Here is an 18,873-nt window from a genome sequence, read left to right as displayed (position 1 = left end):
CGATGAAAGCCTTTTTTAAAAACCTGTTCGGCATTGAAACCTCAACCAAAAACAACGCAAAGGGGGAAGTAATGGAAAACATGTTTTGCTACCAGTGCGAACAAGCCGCCAATGGCGGTTGCTCCAAAGTAGGTGTCTGCGGTAAGAAACCGGATGTCGCCGCGCTGCAGGACCTCCTGGTCTACTCGATGAAAGGTATCGCCTTCTGGGCCAACCTGGCCCGCGAGAAAGGCGCCAAGGACGCCGCCATCGACCGCTTCATGATCGACGGCCTCTTCACCACGGTAACCAACGTCGACTTCGACGCCGACGAGATCGCCAAACTGGTCCGCGACGCCGCGTCCTACCGCAACCAGGCCCAGGCCCTCTATGAGAAGGCAAACGGCGGCGCCTACACCGGCATCGTTCCCGAAGCCGCTAAGGCCTTCCACGCCGGCACCACCGCGGAACTCGTCGAGCTCGGCGCGAAACACGGCGTCAAGAGCGACGACATCGATGCGGACGTGAAATCGGTCCAGGAAATTGTCACCTACGGCATGAAAGGCTACGCAGCCTACGCCCACCACGCCCTGGTGATCGGCCTTGAGAACGACGAGATCTACGCCTTCACCCACAAGGCCTTCGCCGCTACCCTCGACCCGAAACTCGGCCTCATGGACTTCGTCGGCCTCGCCATGGAGTGCGGCCGCATCAACCTGGTCACCATGGAGCTCCTCGACAAGGCCAACACCGACAGCTTCGGCCACCCGGTACCGACCCCGGTACAGCTCGGCACCAAGGCGGGCAAGGCGATCCTCGTTTCCGGCCACGACCTGCGCATGCTCGAGGAACTCCTCAAGCAGACCGAAGGCAAAGGGATCAACATCTACACCCACGGTGAGATGCTCCCGGCCCACGGTTACCCTGGCCTCAAGAAGTACGCCCACCTGGCCGGCAACTTCGGCGGTGCATGGCAGGATCAGGCTAAGGAATTCGTCGACTTCCCCGGCGCCATCATCTTCAACACCAACTGCATCCAGCGCCCGGCCGACAGCTACAAAGACCGTCTCTTCACCTGGGGCCTCGTCCAGTGGCCGGACGTCAAGAACATCAACGGCTGGGACTTCTCCCCGGTCATCGAGAAGGCTCTCTCCCTCCCGGGCTTCGAAGAAAAACCGGGCAAAGAGATCCTCACCGGCTTCGGGCACAACGCGGTGCTCGGCGTCGCCGACAAGGTCATCGACGCAGTGAAAGGCGGGCAGATCCGTCACTTCTTCCTGATCGGCGGCTGCGACGGTGCCAAGACCGGCCGTAACTACTACACCGAGTTCGCCGAGAACGTCCCGGCCGATTGCGTCATCCTGACCCTGGCCTGCGGCAAGTACCGCTTCAACAAGCTCGACTTCGGCGACATCGGCGGCATCCCGCGCCTTCTGGACATCGGGCAGTGCAACGACGCCTACTCCGCGATCCAGATCGCCGTGGCACTGGCAGGCGCCTTCAACTGCGGCGTCAACGACCTCCCGCTCTCCTTCATCCTCTCCTGGTACGAGCAGAAGGCGGTTGCCATCCTCCTCACCCTGCTCCACCTGGGCGTGAAGAACATCAAGCTGGGACCGAGCCTGCCGGCCTTCATCACCCCGAACGTGCTGAACTTCCTGGTCGAGAACTTCAACATCGGCCCGATCGGCACCGCCGAAGGCGACCTGAAGCAGATCCTCGGCTAATCAACAAAACTGCAGCATGAACAAAAAGGCGACCCCGGTATCATCACCGGGGCCGCCTTTTCTTTTCCTGGTCCACGCAAGCCCCTCACCCCGGAGGGGGGAGGCTGGGAGGGGGGAATTCGTGGTCGGCGTGGGGGGGGGGGGGGNCCCCCCGGTGGGGGGTGGCTGGGTGGGGGGAATTCGTGGTCGGCGTTCCCCCTCCCTAACCCTCCCCATCCAGGGGAGGGAACCTACTTCCCCGTTTTCTCCTTCTCAGGGATCGCCTCCGTCACACTCTCGCAGATCACCTTCTTGCTTCCCTTCATATCTGAGTATTTGAACCCACCGCCGAGCGTGGTGGGCGAGCAAACGTTATCGGGCGAATTTGCGTTCACAAGACAAATGGAACAAGTCACCGTCGGGTTATCGGTCAGTTGCTCGACCTCTTTGACCAGTCCCTTGCTATGTAGAAAGCAGATGTGGTGTTCGTGATCGCCGGCGCAGATACAATTGTTCTTCGGTTCCATCAGTTCCCCCTGCTGTTGTCTCTCTGTTTGGGGCCCAACATTAGTATTGGCACATCGCACATACTACCGCTTTTCCCGTCGCATGTCATCTCACACCGAGTAAAGTGAGTCGCTACTTCTGCAGCGGCTTTTTCTTCTGCTTGAGCGCATCCTTCAGCCGTTTTTGTGCCTGTGCGATCAGCATCTGGTGTGTCCCCTCACCGCTCTCCCCTTCGACAGGCTGACGCTGGAGGTAGCTTCCGTCCGGCCGCATGTCCCACGCCGAGCGGCGGTCCGCGTCGTAGCAATCGAAGATGGCGCGCAGCTCAGCGGTCAGCTCCGGCGCAGTCACCGGACAAAGCACCTCCACCCGCGCCTCCAGATTCCGCTTCATGGCGTCGGCAGATGATATGAAATACTCCTCGGCACCGCCGTTTCTGAAGTAGTAGATGCGCGCATGCTCCAGGAAGCGCCCGACGATGCTCACCACGCGGATGTGGTCCGAAAGGCCCGGAACCCCGGGACGCAGCCGGCAGGTGTCCCGCACGTAGAGATCGACCTTCACCCCGGCCATGGAGGCCTGGTACAGCGCCTTCACGATCTCGCCGTCCTCCAGCGCGTTCATCTTGAACTGCAGCCACCCGCCGCCGCTTTGCCGGTGCAGCTCGATCTCCCGCTCGATGCGCGAGAGGAGCGCCTTTTTAAGGAGCTTCGGCGCAGGCATGACCGCCTGGTAGTTCCTCTTCGCGGTGAACCCGGTGGTCAGGTAGTTGAAAAGCTCGGTGACGTCCTGCGCGATCACCTCGTCGCAGGTGATGAGCCCGATATCGCTGTAGATCCTGGCGGTCTCCGTGTGGTAGTTGCCGGTGCCGATGTGTACGTAACGCTTAAGGCCGGTGTAATCCTGGCGCACCACAAGGATCACCTTGCAATGGGTCTTCAGCCCCACCACGCCGTAGGTGACGTGTATCCCCGCCTCCTCCATCACCTCGGCGAGATGGATGTTGGTCGCCTCGTCGAAACGCGCCTTCAGCTCCACCACCACCGCCACCTGCTTGCCGTTTTGCGCGGCCTGCACCAGGGCGTCGATGATGCGCCCCTGGATCGAGGTGCGATAGAGGGTCATCTTGATGGCGCGCACCTTGGGATCGTTGGCCGCCTCGCGCAGGAAGCGCTCCACCGAAGTGGAGAAGGAAACGTAGGGATGTTGCAAAAGGAGCGATCCCAGGTCGCGGATGGTGTGGAAGATGTTTCGCTCGGCCGGTAGCCCCGGGTGATCGACCGGGTGATGCGGCGGATCGTGCAGGCGCGGGTAATCGAGCCGCGACATCTCGAAGAGATCGCGCAGGGCGAGCATGCCGGGGACCTCGAAGACGTCGTTCTCCTCGTCCAGTTCCAGCTCTGCCGCCAGCCGGCCGCGGTGCAGCGGCTCCATGCCGGCTCCGATTTCCAGGCGCACGATGGGGGCGAACTTGCGCTCCTTCAACTCCGATTCGATCATCGACATCAGGTCGTCCGCCTCTTCCTCGTCCTTCTCCGTGTTGGCGTTGCGGGTGACGCGGAAGATCTCGCAGGAGACGATCAGCATGCCGGGAAAGAGCATGTCCAGGTTGTTCATCATCACCTGTTCGAGCGGGACGAAGTGGTCCCCCTTGCCGACGCGGATAAAGCGCGGCGTGCCAAGACCGACCGGGACCTTCACCCGCGCCAGGGAATGCTCGCGGGACTTGGGATAACGCAGGGTTACCAGGAGGTTCAGCGAAAGGTTCGAGATGAACGGAAAGGGGTGAGCCGGGTCGATGGACTGCGGCGTCAGGAGGGGATAGATGTTCTTGTAGTAATGCTCGCGAAGCTGCTTCTTATCTTTCGGGGCAAGGGTGTCGTAGCTCTCGATAACGATCCCCTTAGCCTCCAAGAGTTCCCGCACCACCCGAAACGCCTCCCGCTTGACCGTCTCGATCTCGCGCACCGACGTGTTGCACTCGAGCACCTGCTGGCGCGGCGAGCGGCCGTCCAGGGTCAGGTCGTGCAGCCCGGCCCCGATCTGCTGCTTTAAGCCGCCGATCCTCTTCATGGTGAATTCGTCGAGGTTGGAACTTACGATGGCGATGAACTTCAGACGCTCCAGAAGCGGTGTCCGCTCGTCCATCGCCTCGTGCAGCACGCGCCGGTTGAATTCGAGCCAGGTCAGCTCCCGGTTCAGGTACCAGCGGCTCTCGCTCAGGTCGAAGGGTGACTCTTCCGTTACCGGCTGTTTCGGCTTAGGTCCCCCCTTCGGTTTAGCCTTCGCCACCTTCGCCTTACCAGCCTTGGCGGGCTTTACCCCGGCGGCCGCCTTTACCGGCTTCTCCCCCTTCGCTTTCGCCACTTTCGCCGCCTTCTCATCTTTGCCCGTCTTCGCATCCTTCGCTACTTTGGAGCCCTTGGCCGTCTTCGCCCCCTTCGCGCCTTTAGCCGCCTTCGATTTGGCTTGCGGCCGCCCCTGCTTTCCCCCCTTGCGGTCGACACCTGCCTGCGGCAGGACGGCGATCGTCTCGGTCCTGGTGCCGGGAGTGGCAGCATCGTTTTGGACGGAGGTGGGGATGGCAAAAGGATTGTCTGCGTCAACAGTGGGGACTTGGGGGGCCTGCACTGGATCTGCTGCAGTATCAGGAAGGATCGGCAACTCATTCACCAGCTGCAAGATGTTCTCTTCCCGCTCAATATTTAAGGGTACGACAGTCTTGGTCTCCATGACCTTGGTCTCCGGAGGTTGTAGGGATGGAATATTCTTGCATTATTATCTCACATTGCAACCGCTGCTGATCATGTAAAGGAGAAATGGAAAGGCCTCCGGCCCAGTTAACACTGTGGTTACTGAAACGGAGGCCTTCACATTGCCGATAATGACAACTCCTCTCACTCACGAGTTGGGTTCTTCCGCACCCGAGCCGCCCTCTTTCTCAATATCTTCATGACCTCAGCCGGACTCAACTCCGTCTCACTTTGCCTGCGCCGCTCTACAATCACCACCACCGGTGCTACCTCTTTTTTTTCCTGTTCGTCCATGGGAACCTCCAGCCGCGGCGGCTTCTACCGCAGCACCGGATTTAATGACGAACATTTTATCTTCAATCCTCCCCCTTGCCAGCAGGCGTTCCGTTTGCGCAAGCGGTCTCAGCCACTATAATGCTAGGGGCTCAATCGAACCTGCCGCAGTCACAAGGGAAATCATGAACGTACTCCTCCTGGCGATGCCTGATGCCGCCAACAATTTCCATCGCATCATAAAGGTCCCCAACCTCGGGCTCTGTTCCATCGCCGCGCACCTCAAGGGGCACCGGGTCAAGGTCGTCGATCTCGTCCTCGTGCATCGCGACATCGAGTCGTGGCTCAGGCGGCTTCTAGCGGAGTTCTCTCCCGACGTGATCGGCGTCAGCAGCATGAGCTTCCAGTACGAAAGCGCCCTGAAAGTCTTCGCCATCTGCCGGGCAGCCACCCCGCGCGCCAAGCTTGTTCTTGGCGGCTACCACGCCACCCTCGCCCGCGAAGAACTCGCCTCCGGCAACGCCCCGTTTGACTTCCTGGTACGCGGCGAAGGTGAGCATGCCTTTGCCGCCCTTTTGGAAGCGCTCGACGGCCAGCGCTCCTTTTTCGATGTCCCCGGCCTCGCCTGGCCGCGCCACGGCATCTTCGTCCACAATCCTCCCGGACCTCTGCTCGACCTGAAGTGCCTGCCACTGCCGGACCGCAGCGTGCGCGTTCTGGACGGCTTCACCTACTTCGACCGCCGGCTCGACTGCGTTGAGACCTCGCGCGGCTGCACCAAGACCTGCACCTTCTGTTCGATCACCGGGATGTACGGCTCCAGCTTCCGATGCCGCCCGATCGAGATGGTGCTCGAAGACCTGCGGGAACTCAAGCGGCGTGGCACGAAGACGGTGCTTTTGGTCGACGACAACATCACCCTGGACAGCCGCCGTTTCACTCGGCTCGCCGAGGCGATCGCGGAGCAGGGGCTGAACGACATGGAGTACCTGGTCCAAGCCTCCGTCGCCGGCATCGTGGCCGACCCGGCGCTTATACCTGCGCTTTCCCGTGCCAACTTCGCCATGGTCTTCCTCGGCATTGAATCGGTGCTGCCAAAGAACCTCGCTCTTTTTGAAAAGGGTGACATCAGGGAGCAGACCAGGCAGGCGGTGCGCCGGTTGCGCGAACACGGCATCGGGGTGATGGGAGGCTTCATCATCGGCAATCCCGACGACGGGAAAGAGGAGATAAGGGAAGTGTTCCGCGCCTCGCGCCGGCTGGGGGTGGATCTCCCCTACGTGCAGTGCGTCACCCCCTACCCCGGCACCAGAATCAGGGAGGAGTTGCTGCAGGCGGGGCTCGTCACGAATTCCGACCGACTGAGCAGGTACACCGGCTTCATGTGCAACGTGAAGACGAGGCAGCTCAGCACGGCCCAGTTGAACAGGCTGATGAACTGGGAGAACCTGAAGGCGTTCTTCAGCCCCTCGATGTTCGTGGGGAACCGCTTCGTGAAGAAGCGCGAGAAGGGGGCCTGGAAGGTGCTGCTCAACAACCTCGACCTCGTGCGCGGCTATTTCACCGGCGACCAGTTCCGCTCCCGCCACAGGTTTTGAAAACCATTTATCACCTTCACGTCTTGCGAAGCAGGTAGGCATGGGCCGATAGCCCCGCGCCGTAGGCGAGCAGGACGCACCACGTGCCGGCAGGGATCCCCTTCTGCATCATCTCCTCGAGTACGAACCAGACGGTGGGCGAAGACATGTTGCCGTACTGGGACAGAACCCGCCGTGTCGCCCAAAGGAGCTCTTCCGGTATCCCCACCTGGTCCCGCACCGCGTTGATAATCTTTTCGCCGCCGGTGTGCAGGGCCCACGCCCCGATGTCTTCCTTTTCCAGCGAGGCCGAGTCCAAAAGGTCGTCGACCACCTCTGCCGCGGCCCTTGCCACCAGACCGGGGAGGTCGGTCGACAACTGGTTGTGCAACTGCCCCCCCTTGTGGATGAAGCGGATCGCCTCGCGCTCCTCGGGCACGTAGCGCCCCGCCGACGCCGTCAACTCGAACCCTACCGGTTTCTGCCACAAAACTGCTGCCGCCGCGCCATCACCAAAGAGCGCATTGGAAAGGATGAGGCTCAGGTCGTTTCCCATTTGGAAGGCAGCGCTGCAGATCTCCACCGAGACGCTCACCACAACGCCGCCGATCGTTCTCAGCATCGACTCGGCCACCTGCAGGTTCGGGATCGCGCCGCCGCAGCCGCTACCGACGAGGTCGTAAAGCCGCGTACTCGGTCGCATACCGAGGCGCTGGGCAACGTAGGTGGAGATGCCGGGACAGATGTAGCCGGTACAGGTGTTGAGCACCAAGCCGCTCACCTGCCAGGGCGAAACCCCGACTTTTTCCAGTGCGGAGAGCACCGCCCGCCCCGCAAGCTCCACCGACTCTTCCGTGAAGCGGGCCACACGTTCGTCCACGGTCTCGTCGAAGATCCGCGCTGGCGCGTCGACGGCGAAGTGACGCTTCTCTATGGCCGGGTGCTCGAAGGTAGCCCGGATCAGCCCGAGGCTCCTCGGCGTAAGGGTTTCTTTGAAGCGTTGCCGGACGAGTTCCGCCGCGTAACTTTGTGTTGCGCTGAACTCCGGTACGGCCAGCGCCACCGAGGCGACATAGACCGCCCCGGGCGAGGCAGGCTCCCCCTTGGTGAAACGTGCATCGATCATCATCCCCTCCCATCGGTCACCCCCCAGAGGGCCCCGGAATGCATGTCATGGAAAGCTTCCTGGTAATTCTGCAGCATCTCTTCGCGGTACTTCGCGTCGACTCGGACCGCCTTGTCCGCCCAGCCGGCGCAGTAGCCGCACCGGGAGCAATCACACCCCCGGCATTCGATATCCTTCAGGCCGTCCAGAAAGCCGTCCAGAAGCCGGTTGTCGATGTAAACCGGGTCCCAGTCCAGTCCCGCCAGCAGGCCACGCTTCTCGGCCAGACGCTTCAGGCGCATGAGCCCGGTGGGGCTCACCGTTGCCGGACGGAGGAAGAACCTCACGAACCTCAAAAGTCCGGAAAGCCCCCCGCTCCCCCCGCCCCCCCGGTAACCATAGGGCTGGATCAAGTCGAGCAGGTTCCCTTCGAAGCGCCCTTCGGCGTAGGCCTTCACCCGGCGCGCCAACACCTGCGTCGGCGCACCCCGCTCCAGGATCTTGAAGGAATGGTAGCCAAGGCCGGTGTAGGCACCGAGGTCCTCGGGCCTGATGAACTCGGAGCGCAGGTAATGCGTCGGGTCGGCGAGCTTTGCCGCGGAGCAGCGCAGGGCGCAGTAATCAATCATGAAGCCGCGGCTTTCGTGCCCCTTATGGGAGGCGTGCGACAGGTTCACCATGTGCTGTCCCGACCAGGGGCAGAAGATAAGGCAGTTTGAGTTGGCGATGAGCTGCAGCTCGATGCGCACCGTCTCGCGGATCGCCTGTAGCATGGCGAAGTCCCGGTTCACCGTTATCGATTCCAGCGTGATGCAGTCCGCCCCCAGGTCCTCCCAGAACCTGGCCTTCGCCACGCAGTCCACCCGCGCGTAGACGCCCACCCGCACCTTGAGACGCGGGTGCCGCTTCTTGATGATGGGAAGCAGGAAAGGAAGCGAGACCGTGACCGAGGTAACGCCGCACTCCTCGACAAACTCGAGCAGCCGCTCCAGGTCCCGCTGTCCCTTCCGGGTGTACTCGCGGTTGTCCAGGCAGGCGGGGTTCAGCAGGTAGTTGAACCCGATCCCCCTGCGCGCCGCATCTGCGACGTGGGCGCGGAACCGGTCCCTACCAAGGGGCGCCAGCATGAAAGAGGCGCGCCCCCCGCCGATGCTGTCACTAGGGAGCTTGCCGAAAAGCTCCGCGACCGGAAACCCTTCGAGAGCGGACAGCAGGTCGGGCTCGAAATTGGTGGCGACGGAGAACTTCATGATTTATCCCCGGAGAGAACGAGCAGCCAGAACGGCTCGCGGTGGATCCTGAAGGAAGGGGCCCCCGCCTGCTGCGCCCACAGAGTGAGGTCCTCGACGGTGAACGCCTTCAGCACGGAGAGCGGGCCGTCGTATCGGGTCATGCGGTTTCTGGTGAAAATTCTCGTGAGCGCGTAGATGAGGAGGTAGGCGACCCAGCTCCTTTGCAGGTCCATGACGAGGTATCCCCTACGCGCCACCCGCATTATTTCCCGCAGCGCAGCAACCCCTTCCGGCTCCTTCATGTGGTGCAAGGTCTTGCTGCAGAGCACGAAATCGAAGCTCCCATCCCCGAACGGAAGTTCCAGGGCATCGGCGACCATCAGCTCGATCTCGGGGTATTGCAGGGTGCACCGGCGCGCGATGTCTATGGTGCGGCTGTTGATGTCGACTGCAGTGACGCTGATATCGATCCCTTTTTTACGCGCCCACTCAACCAGGGTAACCGGGAGGTCGGCGGAACCGGTGGCCACGTCAAGCACCGTTATCCGCGCGAGCCCCCTCGCCCGAGCCGACAGGTGTTTCAAAAGCGCCCAGCGGTCGCCCAGATAACGGTTCACCGTGCGGATGTCGGCGAGGCTCCCTTCGAGTTCGTCGACACTGCAGACGTCCGACGGGAGATCGAGAAATTCCAGTTTTGTCCTCCTGCGGGGGATAAACGGCATAGGCTGATTCTTTCCCTTTTCTATTTGGGCCAACTGGGGCTGGTCAGCTCGATACGCCAGATGGGGCCACCCGTGGCGAGAGGGCCTACGAATTTAACGAAGGCGGGCACCTCGTCCATGACGGTCCAGATGTGGTTGTCCGGCGGGCTCTTGCCGAGGAGCGCGGCGGGAAGCCTCAGCAGTCCGAGCTTCGGTTTGAGCACGTAGTGGTTTGCCGTCTTCTCGACGTCCCCGATCAGTATCTTGTTCTCGCCGGAAGGGGACATATCAAGCTCGACGACCCTCGGTGTCGGGGTGAAGGCCACCATGTGGATGGTCTCGCTGTTCCCCTTGACGAGGTTCTTCATCACCGTCGGCACCATGCCGTTGTAGACATCGGGCGGAAGTTCAAGCTCCCCCTGCATGACTTTCTCGCGGCCGTCCTTTCCTTTCACGCGCACCCGGTAGGTGCCGGGGCTCCGTTCCAGGGACACATCAAGGTCCTCGTCAAAAGACTTCCCTTTCTGGATGAGCCGGTAGCTCTTCAAGAGGAAGTGGCGCTGCTGCGAGAAGATCACCGTCTCGTCGTGGAGAGAACCGTCCTTGAAATATAGTATGATGCGGGTCTTGATCCCGCCTTCCTTGGGTAGCTGCATAAAATCACCGGAAGCGATCCGATTGCCGGCTTCGTCCTTGAGTACGAGAAAGCCGCGCACCATTCCTTCGGTGAACCTTACCGTCACCGGTGCGCCATGCACCGGCAAAGGCAACAGCAGCAAAAGCACCAACAGCAGCTTGCTACTCATTCGACTGTACGCAGACACTGTCTCTCCTTGGTGCTGAAGGGAATTGAGTGACAAAGCATTTGGCGATTCTAACATATTATTGTCAACGTGCAGGAGTGACGTACACCTCTGTCAGCGTTTGCGGCTCATCCCCTTGGTGAAACGGGTATAGCGCCAGTACGGCGTCGGCAACCCCACGGCAGTTCCTATCCGGCGCAAAGCCCCAATTACCGGAGCTTGTGTATCAAGCAGATTGATGCAGCGCGACGGCGCACTTATTCCCCGGTCCAAAAGCGTCCGGGCCTGCTGCGGGGTAAGCTGCGGCGAAAAATAGAAAGCCGGCATGAGCAGATCGTCTCCGGTCTCAACCAGCCCATCCCGCAAGGCCACATCATGCAAACCGGTGCCCGGGTAGATACGTATCCCGGTGGTCAGGAAGGCGTGATCTTTGTCGCTCAGGTAGCGGTTCAGAAAGGCCACCGTCTTCCCCAGGGTCATCTCGTCTTCGGAGGGACCACCCAGGAGAAAACACCACAAGGCGCGCAGGCGCGAGCTTGAAACAAGTTCCGCGGCGCGGTGCACCTCACCCTCATCGAATCCCTTGCCAAGCGCAGCCAAGGTGGCGCCGGCTGCACTCTCGGGGGTGATAACCGCGGAAGCCACTCCCGCGCGGGCCATCAGCTGAAGTTGATTCCTGGTGAGTCCCTTCGGGGAAAGGGACGAGACGCTGAAGCGGGCCTTGATCCCGCGCCTCAAAATCTCCTCGAGCAGCGTTTCCAGATACCCCTCCGGCTCGTTGAAGATGCTGTCCACGAACTCGAACTCGCGAGCCCGGGTATTACGCATGGCCGACAGGATCTCGTCGACCACCGCTCCCGGCTCCCTGACCCGCCACGAATCCCCCTCGATGCTGCGGTAGGTGCAGTATAGGCATCGATGGGCGCATCCCCTCTTTCCCTGGATGGGCAATACCGGCTCCAGCGCGAGGTAACGCCGTGTCTCCACCCAGCGGTGCAGACGCGGCGTGATGAAGGGACCGGCGCTTGCCGCCTCACCGCCCGCTTCCACCACACCCGCTTTGCTACGGCGGACCACACCTGCCACGCGTCCGGCATGCTCGGCTCCTTCAGCGCGAAAAAAAAGCGGGGCGGCGTGCTCCCCCTCCCCAACGACGGCATGGTCCAACTCGAGAAAGTCGAGGACCTGCTGCGGCATGATGCTCACGCCGGAGCCTCCCACCAGGATTCTGGCGTCGCTGCGTGACTTGATGAAATCCACCAGTAGCCGCACCTCGGGAAGATAGGATTTGGGGGCGAGGAAGTTGCAGTTGTCGAGATTTCTAACAGAAATGGCGATGCCGTCAGGAGCGAACGCGGCGATGGCGTTCTGCGTCGCAAGCAGTGCATCCCGCGCGAAGCAGAGGTCGAGCAGGCCGACCTGGAAGCCGGCCTGCAGCAGCGACTCGGCCACCCAGGCGGCGCCGAGAGGAACCGTCGGCTGCGGCGCGCGTTCACGGTTCGTGCTGATAACGAGTATGCGGGACGGCACATCTTCCTCCTGAAAAACAGTATCTTGCACTTCATAGCCCGGCACAAAAAGTGTTGATCCGACAATGTGGCAGGAGTAAAATGTTTCTTATGGAGGGAGCAAAAGACAAAAAACTTCACAAACCGACATAAAACAACTCCAGGTGCATGAAGCGACATCCGGGGTTGGTAACTGACGTTCAGGAGACCAGGCCGAAAGGCTTAGATATCTCGTCCGTTATGGCATAAAAAGACCAGATAAGGGTGGCTACCGAAGTTTCTCCCAGAAGCACAAAAACCACTCCTACGGATTGAGCAGGTTCACTGGACGCCAGTTATTTTTCCACATAAGGCTCGATGGCTATACATCGGGCCTTTTCTGTTGGCAGACCCTGCTGTTGCCGGACCCTGCTGTTGTCGGACCCTGCTGTTGCCTACGGTCACCTGTGGCCGATACAGAAGGTCCGTTGCTTGGCCAAGTACTGAATATGTCCAATTACTGATTACCCATCCACAAGAGTAACAGAGACTTCACTTTTCGCCGCCTTCCACCCCAGCGTTCCGTCGGTATTCTGTTAAACTACCCGACATGAACATCGCCACCCTCCCCCTTCTATTCTGCCGCCTGTCGGAAACCGAGACTCTCGCCTACCGTACCTACGGGACGGGGCCAACCAACGTCGTCCTGGTGCACGGCCTGGCGGCAAGATCCGAGACATGGAGTGATCTCGTGTCGCTCTTCCCCGCCGACCGCTACAGCGTCCACCTTCTCGACCTGCTTGGATCAGGGGAATCTTCGAAACCGAACGGGGGAGACTACTCCATCCGCGGCCACGCGGTCCGCCTCATCGGCTTTCTGGAACAGGAAGAGCTAGCCCAGGTCATCGTCGCAGGCCACTCCCTTGGCGGAGCAGTGGTGTTGCTGACCGCGGTAGAGGCGATGCTCCGGGATGAGCGCGATCTTTTGGCATCCATGATCATCATGGCCGGCCCCGGTTACTTACAGCGTTTGCCGCTTATGGCAGAGATTTTTAATAACCGTTACGCCGCCGCTCTCTTCGTTGCCCTGTATGCACCGGACGTATGGGTGAAAGTTGGGCTGAAGATGGCCTACCACGACCACAGCCTCATCGACCGGGAACACATCGCCCGGTACGCCCCCTGCTACCGCAACAAAGCCGCCAAGCGGGCCCTCGTCGCGACCTGCCGCAGCCTGGTGCCGGTCAACCAGGAAGAGATCGCCTCCCGTTACCAGGACCTGCGCCTGCCGGTATTGCTTCTCTGGGGAAGGCACGACGAGATCGTGCCACTGTCACAGGGGAGTCGTCTTCAAGCTGCCATTCCAGGGGCAAAACTACGTGTGCTCGAGGAATGCGGACATAACCCTCAGGAGGAGAAACCTGCTGAAACTTATGAGATCATTGACAGTTTCATCACCGAGGCCGAGAAAGAAAATACGTCGCAAAGCCAAAGGCACATTGATTCCAAACAACTGTAGTGCTATGTTTGGCGAGTTCCATCATATTTTAATCAACAAGGAGATGGAGTATGAAAGCACGTTGGATAGCCAGAATGATCGTTGGAATGACAGCAGCCGCCCTGTTAGTAACCGGCTGCGCGACCAATCCTGACGGAAGCTACGAGTACAAGAGAACCGGTCTTGGAGCTTTGGGCGGTGCGGTCCTGGGCGCCGGCGCCGGCGCACTCATCGGCGGCAAATCCCACCGTGGACGCAACGCGGCCATTGGCGGGTTGACCGGTGCGGTCGTAGGCGGTGGCGTAGGTAATTACATGGACCGGCAGGCGGCCGCGCTCAAAAAGAGCATGCCCCAGGCTGAAGTAGTGCGCGACGGCGACAAGGTCTACGTGGCCCTTCCGTCGGGTGTCCTCTTCGACGTGAATAAAGACGTCTTGAAGCAGGAAGCGAAGGATGCACTCGGCAAGGCGGCACCGACGCTTAAGGATTCCCAGACCACCATCGTCATCGAGGGGCACACGGATTCCACCGGCTCCGACGCCATCAACCAACCGCTCAGCGAGCGGCGCGCCGGACGGGTGCGCGACTTCCTGATTTCCCAGGGAGTACCCGCATCCAAGATGACTGCCGTAGGGTACGGCTCCACCCGTCCTGCCGTGGCCAACGATACCGAGGCCAACCGCGCCTTGAACCGCCGCGTGCAGATCGAGCTCACTCCCACCGAGAAGCTCAAGGCACAGGAGGGAAGCGGCAGCAACTAGCTCCCCGCAAACAACAACGGGACGCCGGCCTCGGCGTCCCGTTGTTATTTCAACTACCTCAACTCCCCGCCTACTTCACGAAGGTGCCGTTGCGGTACTCCTCGAAGGCCTGCTCCAACTCTTCCTGCGTATTCATGACGATGGGGCCGTACCACGCCACAGGTTCCCCGATCGGTTTTCCCGAGATCAATAGGAAGCGCACCGGTTTCCCCTGTGTGGTTACCGATACCACGTCGCCGTCCTCGAAAAGGATGAGGTTCTCCGGACCGCACTCACACTGCCGATCGAGGTCGAAGTATTTATTACCGACTACCTCGTGCCCGAAGGCGTTGCGCTCGTGATCGAAGTACCCTTCACCGTCGATGATGTAGGCAAGTGCCGTGTAGCCGCGCTTTATGGGGTGGGTGAAGCTACTCCCCTCGGGGATGGTCACGTCGAGGTATTCGGGATCGACCACCACGTCCCGTACCGGTCCCTGCACGCCCCCCGCCGTCCCGGCGATCACCTTCACCTTGATACCGTTCATAGTGACCTCGGGTATCTCCGAGGCGACGATGCCGCGATAACGCGGCGCCATCATCTTGTGGGAGGCAGGGAGGTTCGCCCAAAGCTGAAATCCCCACATGAGCCCCTCACCGTCGCCTAGCGGCATTTCCTGATGGATGATGCCGCTGCCGGCAGTCATCCACTGCAGGTCGCCGGAATCGATCACCCCTTTGTTTCCCATGCTGTCACCATGTTCCACTTTCCCGTGGAGCACGTAGGTTATCGTCTCGATGCCGCGGTGCGGGTGCCATGGAAACCCCTTCAAGTAATGCGGCGGGTGGTTGGAATGGAAGTCGTCGAAGAGCAGGAACGGGTCCAAAAGCGGCGCCTCGTGGTACCCGAAGGCGCGCTTCAGATGCACGCCCGCCCCCTCGATGGTCGGCTCACTCTTCCAGATCTTCCGTATCTTGCGCAAGGTCTCCATAGTAGCTCCTTTCGTGATGGGCTCCGCGGTCCGCTGTCCGGTGTGCCGGCACGGCTCGGGACAGGTTACGGCTTCAACAGCTTCAGTAACGCTTCGGCGGCAGGTGCAGATGACGCCGGGTTCTGGCCGGTGACGAGCTTGCCGTCCACTTCAACGTGGGAAGCCCAATCTCCCCCGCTCCGGAAGGTAGCACCACGCTGCTTGAGCCGGTCCTCCAGCAGGAACGGCACCACATCGGTCAGCCCCACCGCCTCTTCTTCTGCGTTGGTGAAGCCGGTAACATGCTTTCCTTTCACAAGGAAATCGCCAGCCGTTACCTTCACGTCCGCCAGCACCGCCGGGGCGTGGCAAACGGCGCCCACCGGTTTGTCGGCCCGTACAAATGCCTCGATGAGCGCTATGGAATCCGTATCGACCGCCAGGTCCCACAACGGTCCGTGTCCCCCGGGATAGAAGATCGCATCGAAGTCGTTCACCGACACCTCGCGCAGCCTCCTGGAATGAGCGAGGTCGTCCTGCGCCGCTTGGTCGTCCTTAAAGCGCATCGTCGACTCGGTCTCGTTTTCCGGCAGATTGCTTTTCGGATCCACCGGGGGCATTCCTCCCCTTGGAGAGGCTATGGTCACCGTTACCCCTGCATCGTGAAAGACGTAATAGGGCGCGGCAAGCTCTTCCAGCCAGAAACCTGTCTTCTCGCCGGTGTCGCCTAACTTGTCATGCGAGGTCACTACCATCAGAATTTTCATCACTGACTCCTTTGCGCGTTGCAGCCTTCGAGAGCGTGTTGGGATTTGGTTGAGCACTGCTAAGTCTTACAACATCCCCGGGATATATCAACCTACAGGCAGATGTTTCGCGCCTTCGCACGGATCGTCTGCTGTCGGTGAGGTTGACACCGCCGGGTTCCGTGCTTACGTTTTATTAAAACTACGCCAGGAGTCTCATCATGAGCGAAAAGGATATCGAAGTTGTAGAAGCTGAAATAAACGGCAAGCCTTCGCAGCCAGGCAGTCTCGTTCTGGCTTCAGAGGTCCTGCCGCTTGGTGTCCCCATAATTCCGATACGGCCGCGCCCTGCGTTTCCGAACATGCTGATTCCCATGGCGCTTGATGATCCAAACCAGATACGCGCCATCAAACACGCCATGGAATCCCAGGCCCAGGCGATCGGGCTCGTGCTCGTCAAGGACCCGGATAAGCCGGACGGTCCCGATAACCTCCATGCCGTCGGGGTTGTGGGGAAGATCGTCAAGATGATCCACCTTGGGGACGACAACGCCCAGTTCCTGCTCAACACCCTTGAGCGTTTCAGGATCGTCGAACTGCACCAAAGCGATGGGGCCACCTATGCCACGGTCAGTTACCAGTACGGCACCGAGCTTTCCGTCAACCCGGAACTGAAGGCATATTCCATCGCGGTGGTGAGCACGCTGAAGGAACTGGTACAGATCAACCCGCTCTACTCCGAGGAGATCAAGATGTTCCTCGGACGCTCAAGCCTTGACGATCCGAGCAAGCTGGCTGACTTCGCCGCGAGCCTCACTTCTGCCGACGGGCAGGAACTGCAACTGGTCCTTGAATCCTTCGATGTAAGGAAAAGGCTCGACCTGGTCCTCACCCTGCTCAAGAAGGAGCTCGAGGTCTCCCGGCTGCAGAAAAAGATCACCAAGCAGATCGAAGAGAAGATCAGTCGTCAGCAGCGCGAGTTTTTCCTGCGGGAACAGTTGAAGGCGATCAAGAAGGAACTGGGACTGGAGAAAGAGGGAAAGACGTCCGAGATCGAGAAATTCGAGCAGCGCCTGAAGGAGCTGAAACTGAACGACGAGGCGCAGCGCGCAGTCGCCGACGAGCTCGACAAGTTCAGGCTGTTGGAGCCGTCCTCGCCGGAGTACCACGTGACCCGGAACTACCTCGACTGGCTCACCATTCTGCCGTGGGGCAAATACAGCAAGGACTCGTACAACGTCGAGAAGGCGCGCAAGGCGCTGGATCGCGACCATCACGGGCTGAATGACGTGAAGGACCGCATCACTGAGTTCATCGCGGTGGGCAAGATGAAGGGTGACATCTCCGGTTCGATCCTCTGCCTCGTCGGTCCCCCGGGCGTCGGCAAGACTTCCATCGGGAAGAGCATCGCGGACGCCCTCGGTCGTTCGTTTTTCCGTTTCTCACTGGGCGGCATGCGGGACGAGGCCGAGATCAAGGGCCATCGCCGAACCTACATCGGCGCAATGCCCGGGAAATTCCTGCAGGCCATGAAGAATGCGGGGACCGCAAACCCCGTGCTGATGCTGGACGAGATCGATAAGATCGGCGCCTCGTTCCAGGGCGATCCGGCCTCGGCGCTCCTCGAAGTACTGGACCCGGAGCAGAACGGGACTTTCCGCGACCATTATCTCGACGTGCCGTTCGATCTTTCCAATGTCCTGTTTATTGCCACGGCGAACCAGCTGGACACGATTCCCGCGCCGTTACTCGACAGGATGGAGGTGATCCGCCTTTCCGGCTATGTCCTTGAGGAGAAAATGGAGATCGCGAAGCGCTACCTGATACCCAAGGCGATGAAGAACCACGGGCTGAAACACGGACAGGTTACCATCAGGAAGGATGCCCTGGCCGCGATAGTCGACGGATGGGCAAGGGAAGCCGGAGTCAGGACCCTTGAAAACCGTATCAAGAAACTTATGCGCAAGGCGGCAATGGAGTTCGCCTCCGGACGGACCGAAGCCATAGTGGTCACCCAAAAGGACCTGCATGATTACTTGGGGCAGCCGGTATTCACTACTGAGGAGATCTTCGAAGGGGTCCCCGGTGTGGTGACCGGTCTGGCCTGGACCAGCATGGGGGGAGCGACTCTCCCCATCGAAGCCACCGCCATGGCGAGCAAGGGCAAGGGGTTCAGACAGACAGGGCAACTTGGTAACGTGATGATAGAGAGTTCCGAGATTGCCTATTCCTTTGTGATGGCGCATTTGAAGTCTTACGGGGCACCGGCGGACTACTTCGACAACCACTTCGTGCACCTGCATGTCCCGGCCGGCGCTACTCCGAAAGACGGCCCGTCGGCTGGTGTGACCATGGCAACGGCGCTCATTTCGATGATTAAAGGAAAGCCCGTACGGAAGAAACTGGGGATGACCGGAGAATTGACTCTGACGGGGCGGGTTTTACCAATCGGCGGACTGAAGGAAAAGACCATCGCAGCACGTCGAGCCGGACTGAAAGTGCTGATCTTCCCCGAGGCGAACAAGAGGGATTTTGACGAATTACCGGATTACCTTAAAGAGGGGCTGGAGGTTCATTTCGCCAAAGAGTATAAAGACGTCGCCAAAGTTGCGTTCGGGAAGGTTTAAGAAGTTTGTGATTTGCATGACAGGTTGGTAGAGGGCAGAAAAGCGAAAAGCCCCACCGGATATCCAGTGGGGCTTCTCTATTAAATTCCCTGCGGCGACCTACTCTCCCACATCGTTACCAATGCAGTACCATCGGCCCAGAGAGGCTTAACTTCCGTGTTCGGGATGG

General features: G+C 60.2%; 15 protein-coding genes and 1 rRNA gene. 5 read left to right on the top strand and 11 right to left on the bottom strand.

The window, feature by feature from the left end:
- Positions 1 to 71: 71 nt before the first annotated feature.
- Complete coding sequence (gene hcp, locus E8K79_RS18575; protein WP_281276110.1) at positions 72 to 1,706, top strand: hydroxylamine reductase; 1,635 nt, start codon at positions 72 to 74, stop codon at positions 1,704 to 1,706.
- A gap of 230 nt (positions 1,707 to 1,936) precedes the next feature.
- Here hcp and E8K79_RS18570 read toward each other — a convergent pair whose 3' ends face one another.
- The 3 genes from E8K79_RS18570 to E8K79_RS21355 form a co-directional block, all read right to left on the bottom strand.
- Positions 1,937 to 2,212: a hypothetical protein gene (locus E8K79_RS18570; RefSeq protein ID WP_136516044.1), complete on the bottom strand. Its 276-nt coding sequence runs from the start codon at positions 2,210 to 2,212 to the stop codon at positions 1,937 to 1,939.
- A gap of 112 nt (positions 2,213 to 2,324) precedes the next feature.
- The gene (ppk1, locus tag E8K79_RS18565; RefSeq protein WP_246043882.1) at positions 2,325 to 4,925 is read right to left on the bottom strand and encodes a polyphosphate kinase 1; all 2,601 of its coding nucleotides are present in this window, start codon (positions 4,923 to 4,925) and stop codon (positions 2,325 to 2,327) included.
- 164 nt (positions 4,926 to 5,089) lie between these two features.
- Positions 5,090 to 5,239, bottom strand: coding sequence for a hypothetical protein (locus E8K79_RS21355; protein ID WP_198419476.1), 150 nt, complete (start codon positions 5,237 to 5,239; stop codon positions 5,090 to 5,092).
- Between the two features lie 164 nt (positions 5,240 to 5,403).
- Between E8K79_RS21355 and E8K79_RS18560 the strand changes: the two genes are divergently transcribed.
- Complete coding sequence (locus tag E8K79_RS18560) at positions 5,404 to 6,816, top strand: B12-binding domain-containing radical SAM protein (RefSeq protein WP_136516043.1); 1,413 nt, start codon at positions 5,404 to 5,406, stop codon at positions 6,814 to 6,816.
- A 16-nt stretch (positions 6,817 to 6,832) separates the two neighbouring features.
- Here E8K79_RS18560 and E8K79_RS18555 read toward each other — a convergent pair whose 3' ends face one another.
- The 5 genes from E8K79_RS18555 to E8K79_RS18535 all read right to left on the bottom strand — a co-directional run bounded on the left by E8K79_RS18555 (position 6,833) and on the right by E8K79_RS18535 (position 12,166).
- Positions 6,833 to 7,921, bottom strand: coding sequence for a type III polyketide synthase (locus E8K79_RS18555; protein WP_136516042.1), 1,089 nt, complete (start codon positions 7,919 to 7,921; stop codon positions 6,833 to 6,835).
- Positions 7,921 to 9,150, bottom strand: coding sequence for a U32 family peptidase (locus tag E8K79_RS18550; protein WP_136516041.1), 1,230 nt, complete (start codon positions 9,148 to 9,150; stop codon positions 7,921 to 7,923). The genes E8K79_RS18555 and E8K79_RS18550 overlap by 1 nt, the downstream gene beginning before the upstream one ends.
- Positions 9,147 to 9,854 (bottom strand): methyltransferase domain-containing protein, encoded by a 708-nt coding sequence (locus E8K79_RS18545; RefSeq protein WP_136516040.1) that lies wholly within the window; start codon positions 9,852 to 9,854, stop codon positions 9,147 to 9,149. Before E8K79_RS18545 ends, E8K79_RS18550 begins: the two co-directional genes overlap by 4 nt.
- Positions 9,855 to 9,874: 20 nt before the next feature.
- Entirely contained in the window at positions 9,875 to 10,639 is a 765-nt protein-coding gene (locus tag E8K79_RS18540) for a hypothetical protein (protein WP_136516039.1), read from the bottom strand.
- Between the two features lie 111 nt (positions 10,640 to 10,750).
- Positions 10,751 to 12,166 carry a B12-binding domain-containing radical SAM protein gene (locus tag E8K79_RS18535; RefSeq protein WP_136516037.1) on the bottom strand — a complete coding sequence of 472 codons (1,416 nt, stop codon included), beginning with the start codon at positions 12,164 to 12,166 and terminating at the stop codon, positions 10,751 to 10,753.
- A gap of 567 nt (positions 12,167 to 12,733) precedes the next feature.
- Between E8K79_RS18535 and E8K79_RS18530 the strand changes: the two genes are divergently transcribed.
- Both E8K79_RS18530 and E8K79_RS18525 read left to right on the top strand, forming a co-directional pair.
- The gene (locus E8K79_RS18530) at positions 12,734 to 13,642 is read left to right on the top strand and encodes an alpha/beta fold hydrolase (RefSeq protein WP_136516036.1); all 909 of its coding nucleotides are present in this window, start codon (positions 12,734 to 12,736) and stop codon (positions 13,640 to 13,642) included.
- A gap of 50 nt (positions 13,643 to 13,692) precedes the next feature.
- Complete coding sequence (locus tag E8K79_RS18525) at positions 13,693 to 14,382, top strand: OmpA family protein (RefSeq protein ID WP_136516035.1); 690 nt, start codon at positions 13,693 to 13,695, stop codon at positions 14,380 to 14,382.
- A 70-nt stretch (positions 14,383 to 14,452) separates the two neighbouring features.
- Here the strand turns inward: E8K79_RS18525 and E8K79_RS18520 are convergent, their stop codons facing one another.
- Together E8K79_RS18520 and E8K79_RS18515 are read right to left on the bottom strand one after the other, a co-directional pair.
- A complete protein-coding gene (locus E8K79_RS18520; protein WP_136516034.1) occupies positions 14,453 to 15,352 on the bottom strand; it encodes a pirin family protein in 900 nt (299 codons plus the stop codon).
- Positions 15,353 to 15,417: 65 nt separating this feature from the next.
- The gene (locus tag E8K79_RS18515; RefSeq protein WP_136516033.1) at positions 15,418 to 16,098 is read right to left on the bottom strand and encodes a type 1 glutamine amidotransferase domain-containing protein; all 681 of its coding nucleotides are present in this window, start codon (positions 16,096 to 16,098) and stop codon (positions 15,418 to 15,420) included.
- Positions 16,099 to 16,298: 200 nt separating this feature from the next.
- On the opposite strand from E8K79_RS18515, the gene lon reads away from it, so the two are divergent.
- The gene (gene lon, locus E8K79_RS18510; RefSeq protein WP_136516032.1) at positions 16,299 to 18,704 is read left to right on the top strand and encodes an endopeptidase La; all 2,406 of its coding nucleotides are present in this window, start codon (positions 16,299 to 16,301) and stop codon (positions 18,702 to 18,704) included.
- Positions 18,705 to 18,790: 86 nt separating this feature from the next.
- Here lon and rrf read toward each other — a convergent pair.
- Positions 18,791 to 18,873: ribosomal RNA gene (rrf, locus tag E8K79_RS18505) — 5S ribosomal RNA — on the bottom strand; the annotation flags it as partial.

Source organism: Geomonas edaphica (assembly GCF_004917075.1).
In the GTDB taxonomy this organism is placed as follows: Bacteria; Desulfobacterota; Desulfuromonadia; order Geobacterales; family Geobacteraceae; genus Geomonas; species Geomonas edaphica.
Note: the sequence above shows the minus strand (reverse complement) of the source record. Positions and strands in the feature narration are given on the sequence as shown.

Excerpts from the sequence above, each read along its gene's own strand:
- E8K79_RS18560 (WP_136516043.1), top strand. The coding sequence starts at position 5,404 with ATGAACGTACTCCTCCTGGCGATGCCTGATGCCGCCAACAATTTCCAT.
- E8K79_RS18550 (WP_136516041.1), bottom strand. The coding sequence starts at position 9,150 with ATGAAGTTCTCCGTCGCCACCAATTTCGAGCCCGACCTGCTGTCCGCT.
- ppk1 (WP_246043882.1), bottom strand. The coding sequence starts at position 4,925 with ATGGAGACCAAGACTGTCGTACCCTTAAATATTGAGCGGGAAGAGAAC.
- lon (WP_136516032.1), top strand. The coding sequence starts at position 16,299 with ATGAGCGAAAAGGATATCGAAGTTGTAGAAGCTGAAATAAACGGCAAG.
- E8K79_RS18570 (WP_136516044.1), bottom strand. The coding sequence starts at position 2,212 with ATGGAACCGAAGAACAATTGTATCTGCGCCGGCGATCACGAACACCAC.
- E8K79_RS18540 (WP_136516039.1), bottom strand. The coding sequence starts at position 10,639 with ATGAGTAGCAAGCTGCTGTTGGTGCTTTTGCTGCTGTTGCCTTTGCCG.
- E8K79_RS18530 (WP_136516036.1), top strand. The coding sequence starts at position 12,734 with ATGAACATCGCCACCCTCCCCCTTCTATTCTGCCGCCTGTCGGAAACC.
- E8K79_RS21355 (WP_198419476.1), bottom strand. The coding sequence starts at position 5,239 with ATGGACGAACAGGAAAAAAAAGAGGTAGCACCGGTGGTGGTGATTGTA.
- E8K79_RS18525 (WP_136516035.1), top strand. The coding sequence starts at position 13,693 with ATGAAAGCACGTTGGATAGCCAGAATGATCGTTGGAATGACAGCAGCC.
- E8K79_RS18545 (WP_136516040.1), bottom strand. The coding sequence starts at position 9,854 with ATGCCGTTTATCCCCCGCAGGAGGACAAAACTGGAATTTCTCGATCTC.
- E8K79_RS18515 (WP_136516033.1), bottom strand. The coding sequence starts at position 16,098 with ATGAAAATTCTGATGGTAGTGACCTCGCATGACAAGTTAGGCGACACC.
- E8K79_RS18520 (WP_136516034.1), bottom strand. The coding sequence starts at position 15,352 with ATGGAGACCTTGCGCAAGATACGGAAGATCTGGAAGAGTGAGCCGACC.
- E8K79_RS18555 (WP_136516042.1), bottom strand. The coding sequence starts at position 7,921 with ATGATCGATGCACGTTTCACCAAGGGGGAGCCTGCCTCGCCCGGGGCG.
- hcp (WP_281276110.1), top strand. The coding sequence starts at position 72 with ATGGAAAACATGTTTTGCTACCAGTGCGAACAAGCCGCCAATGGCGGT.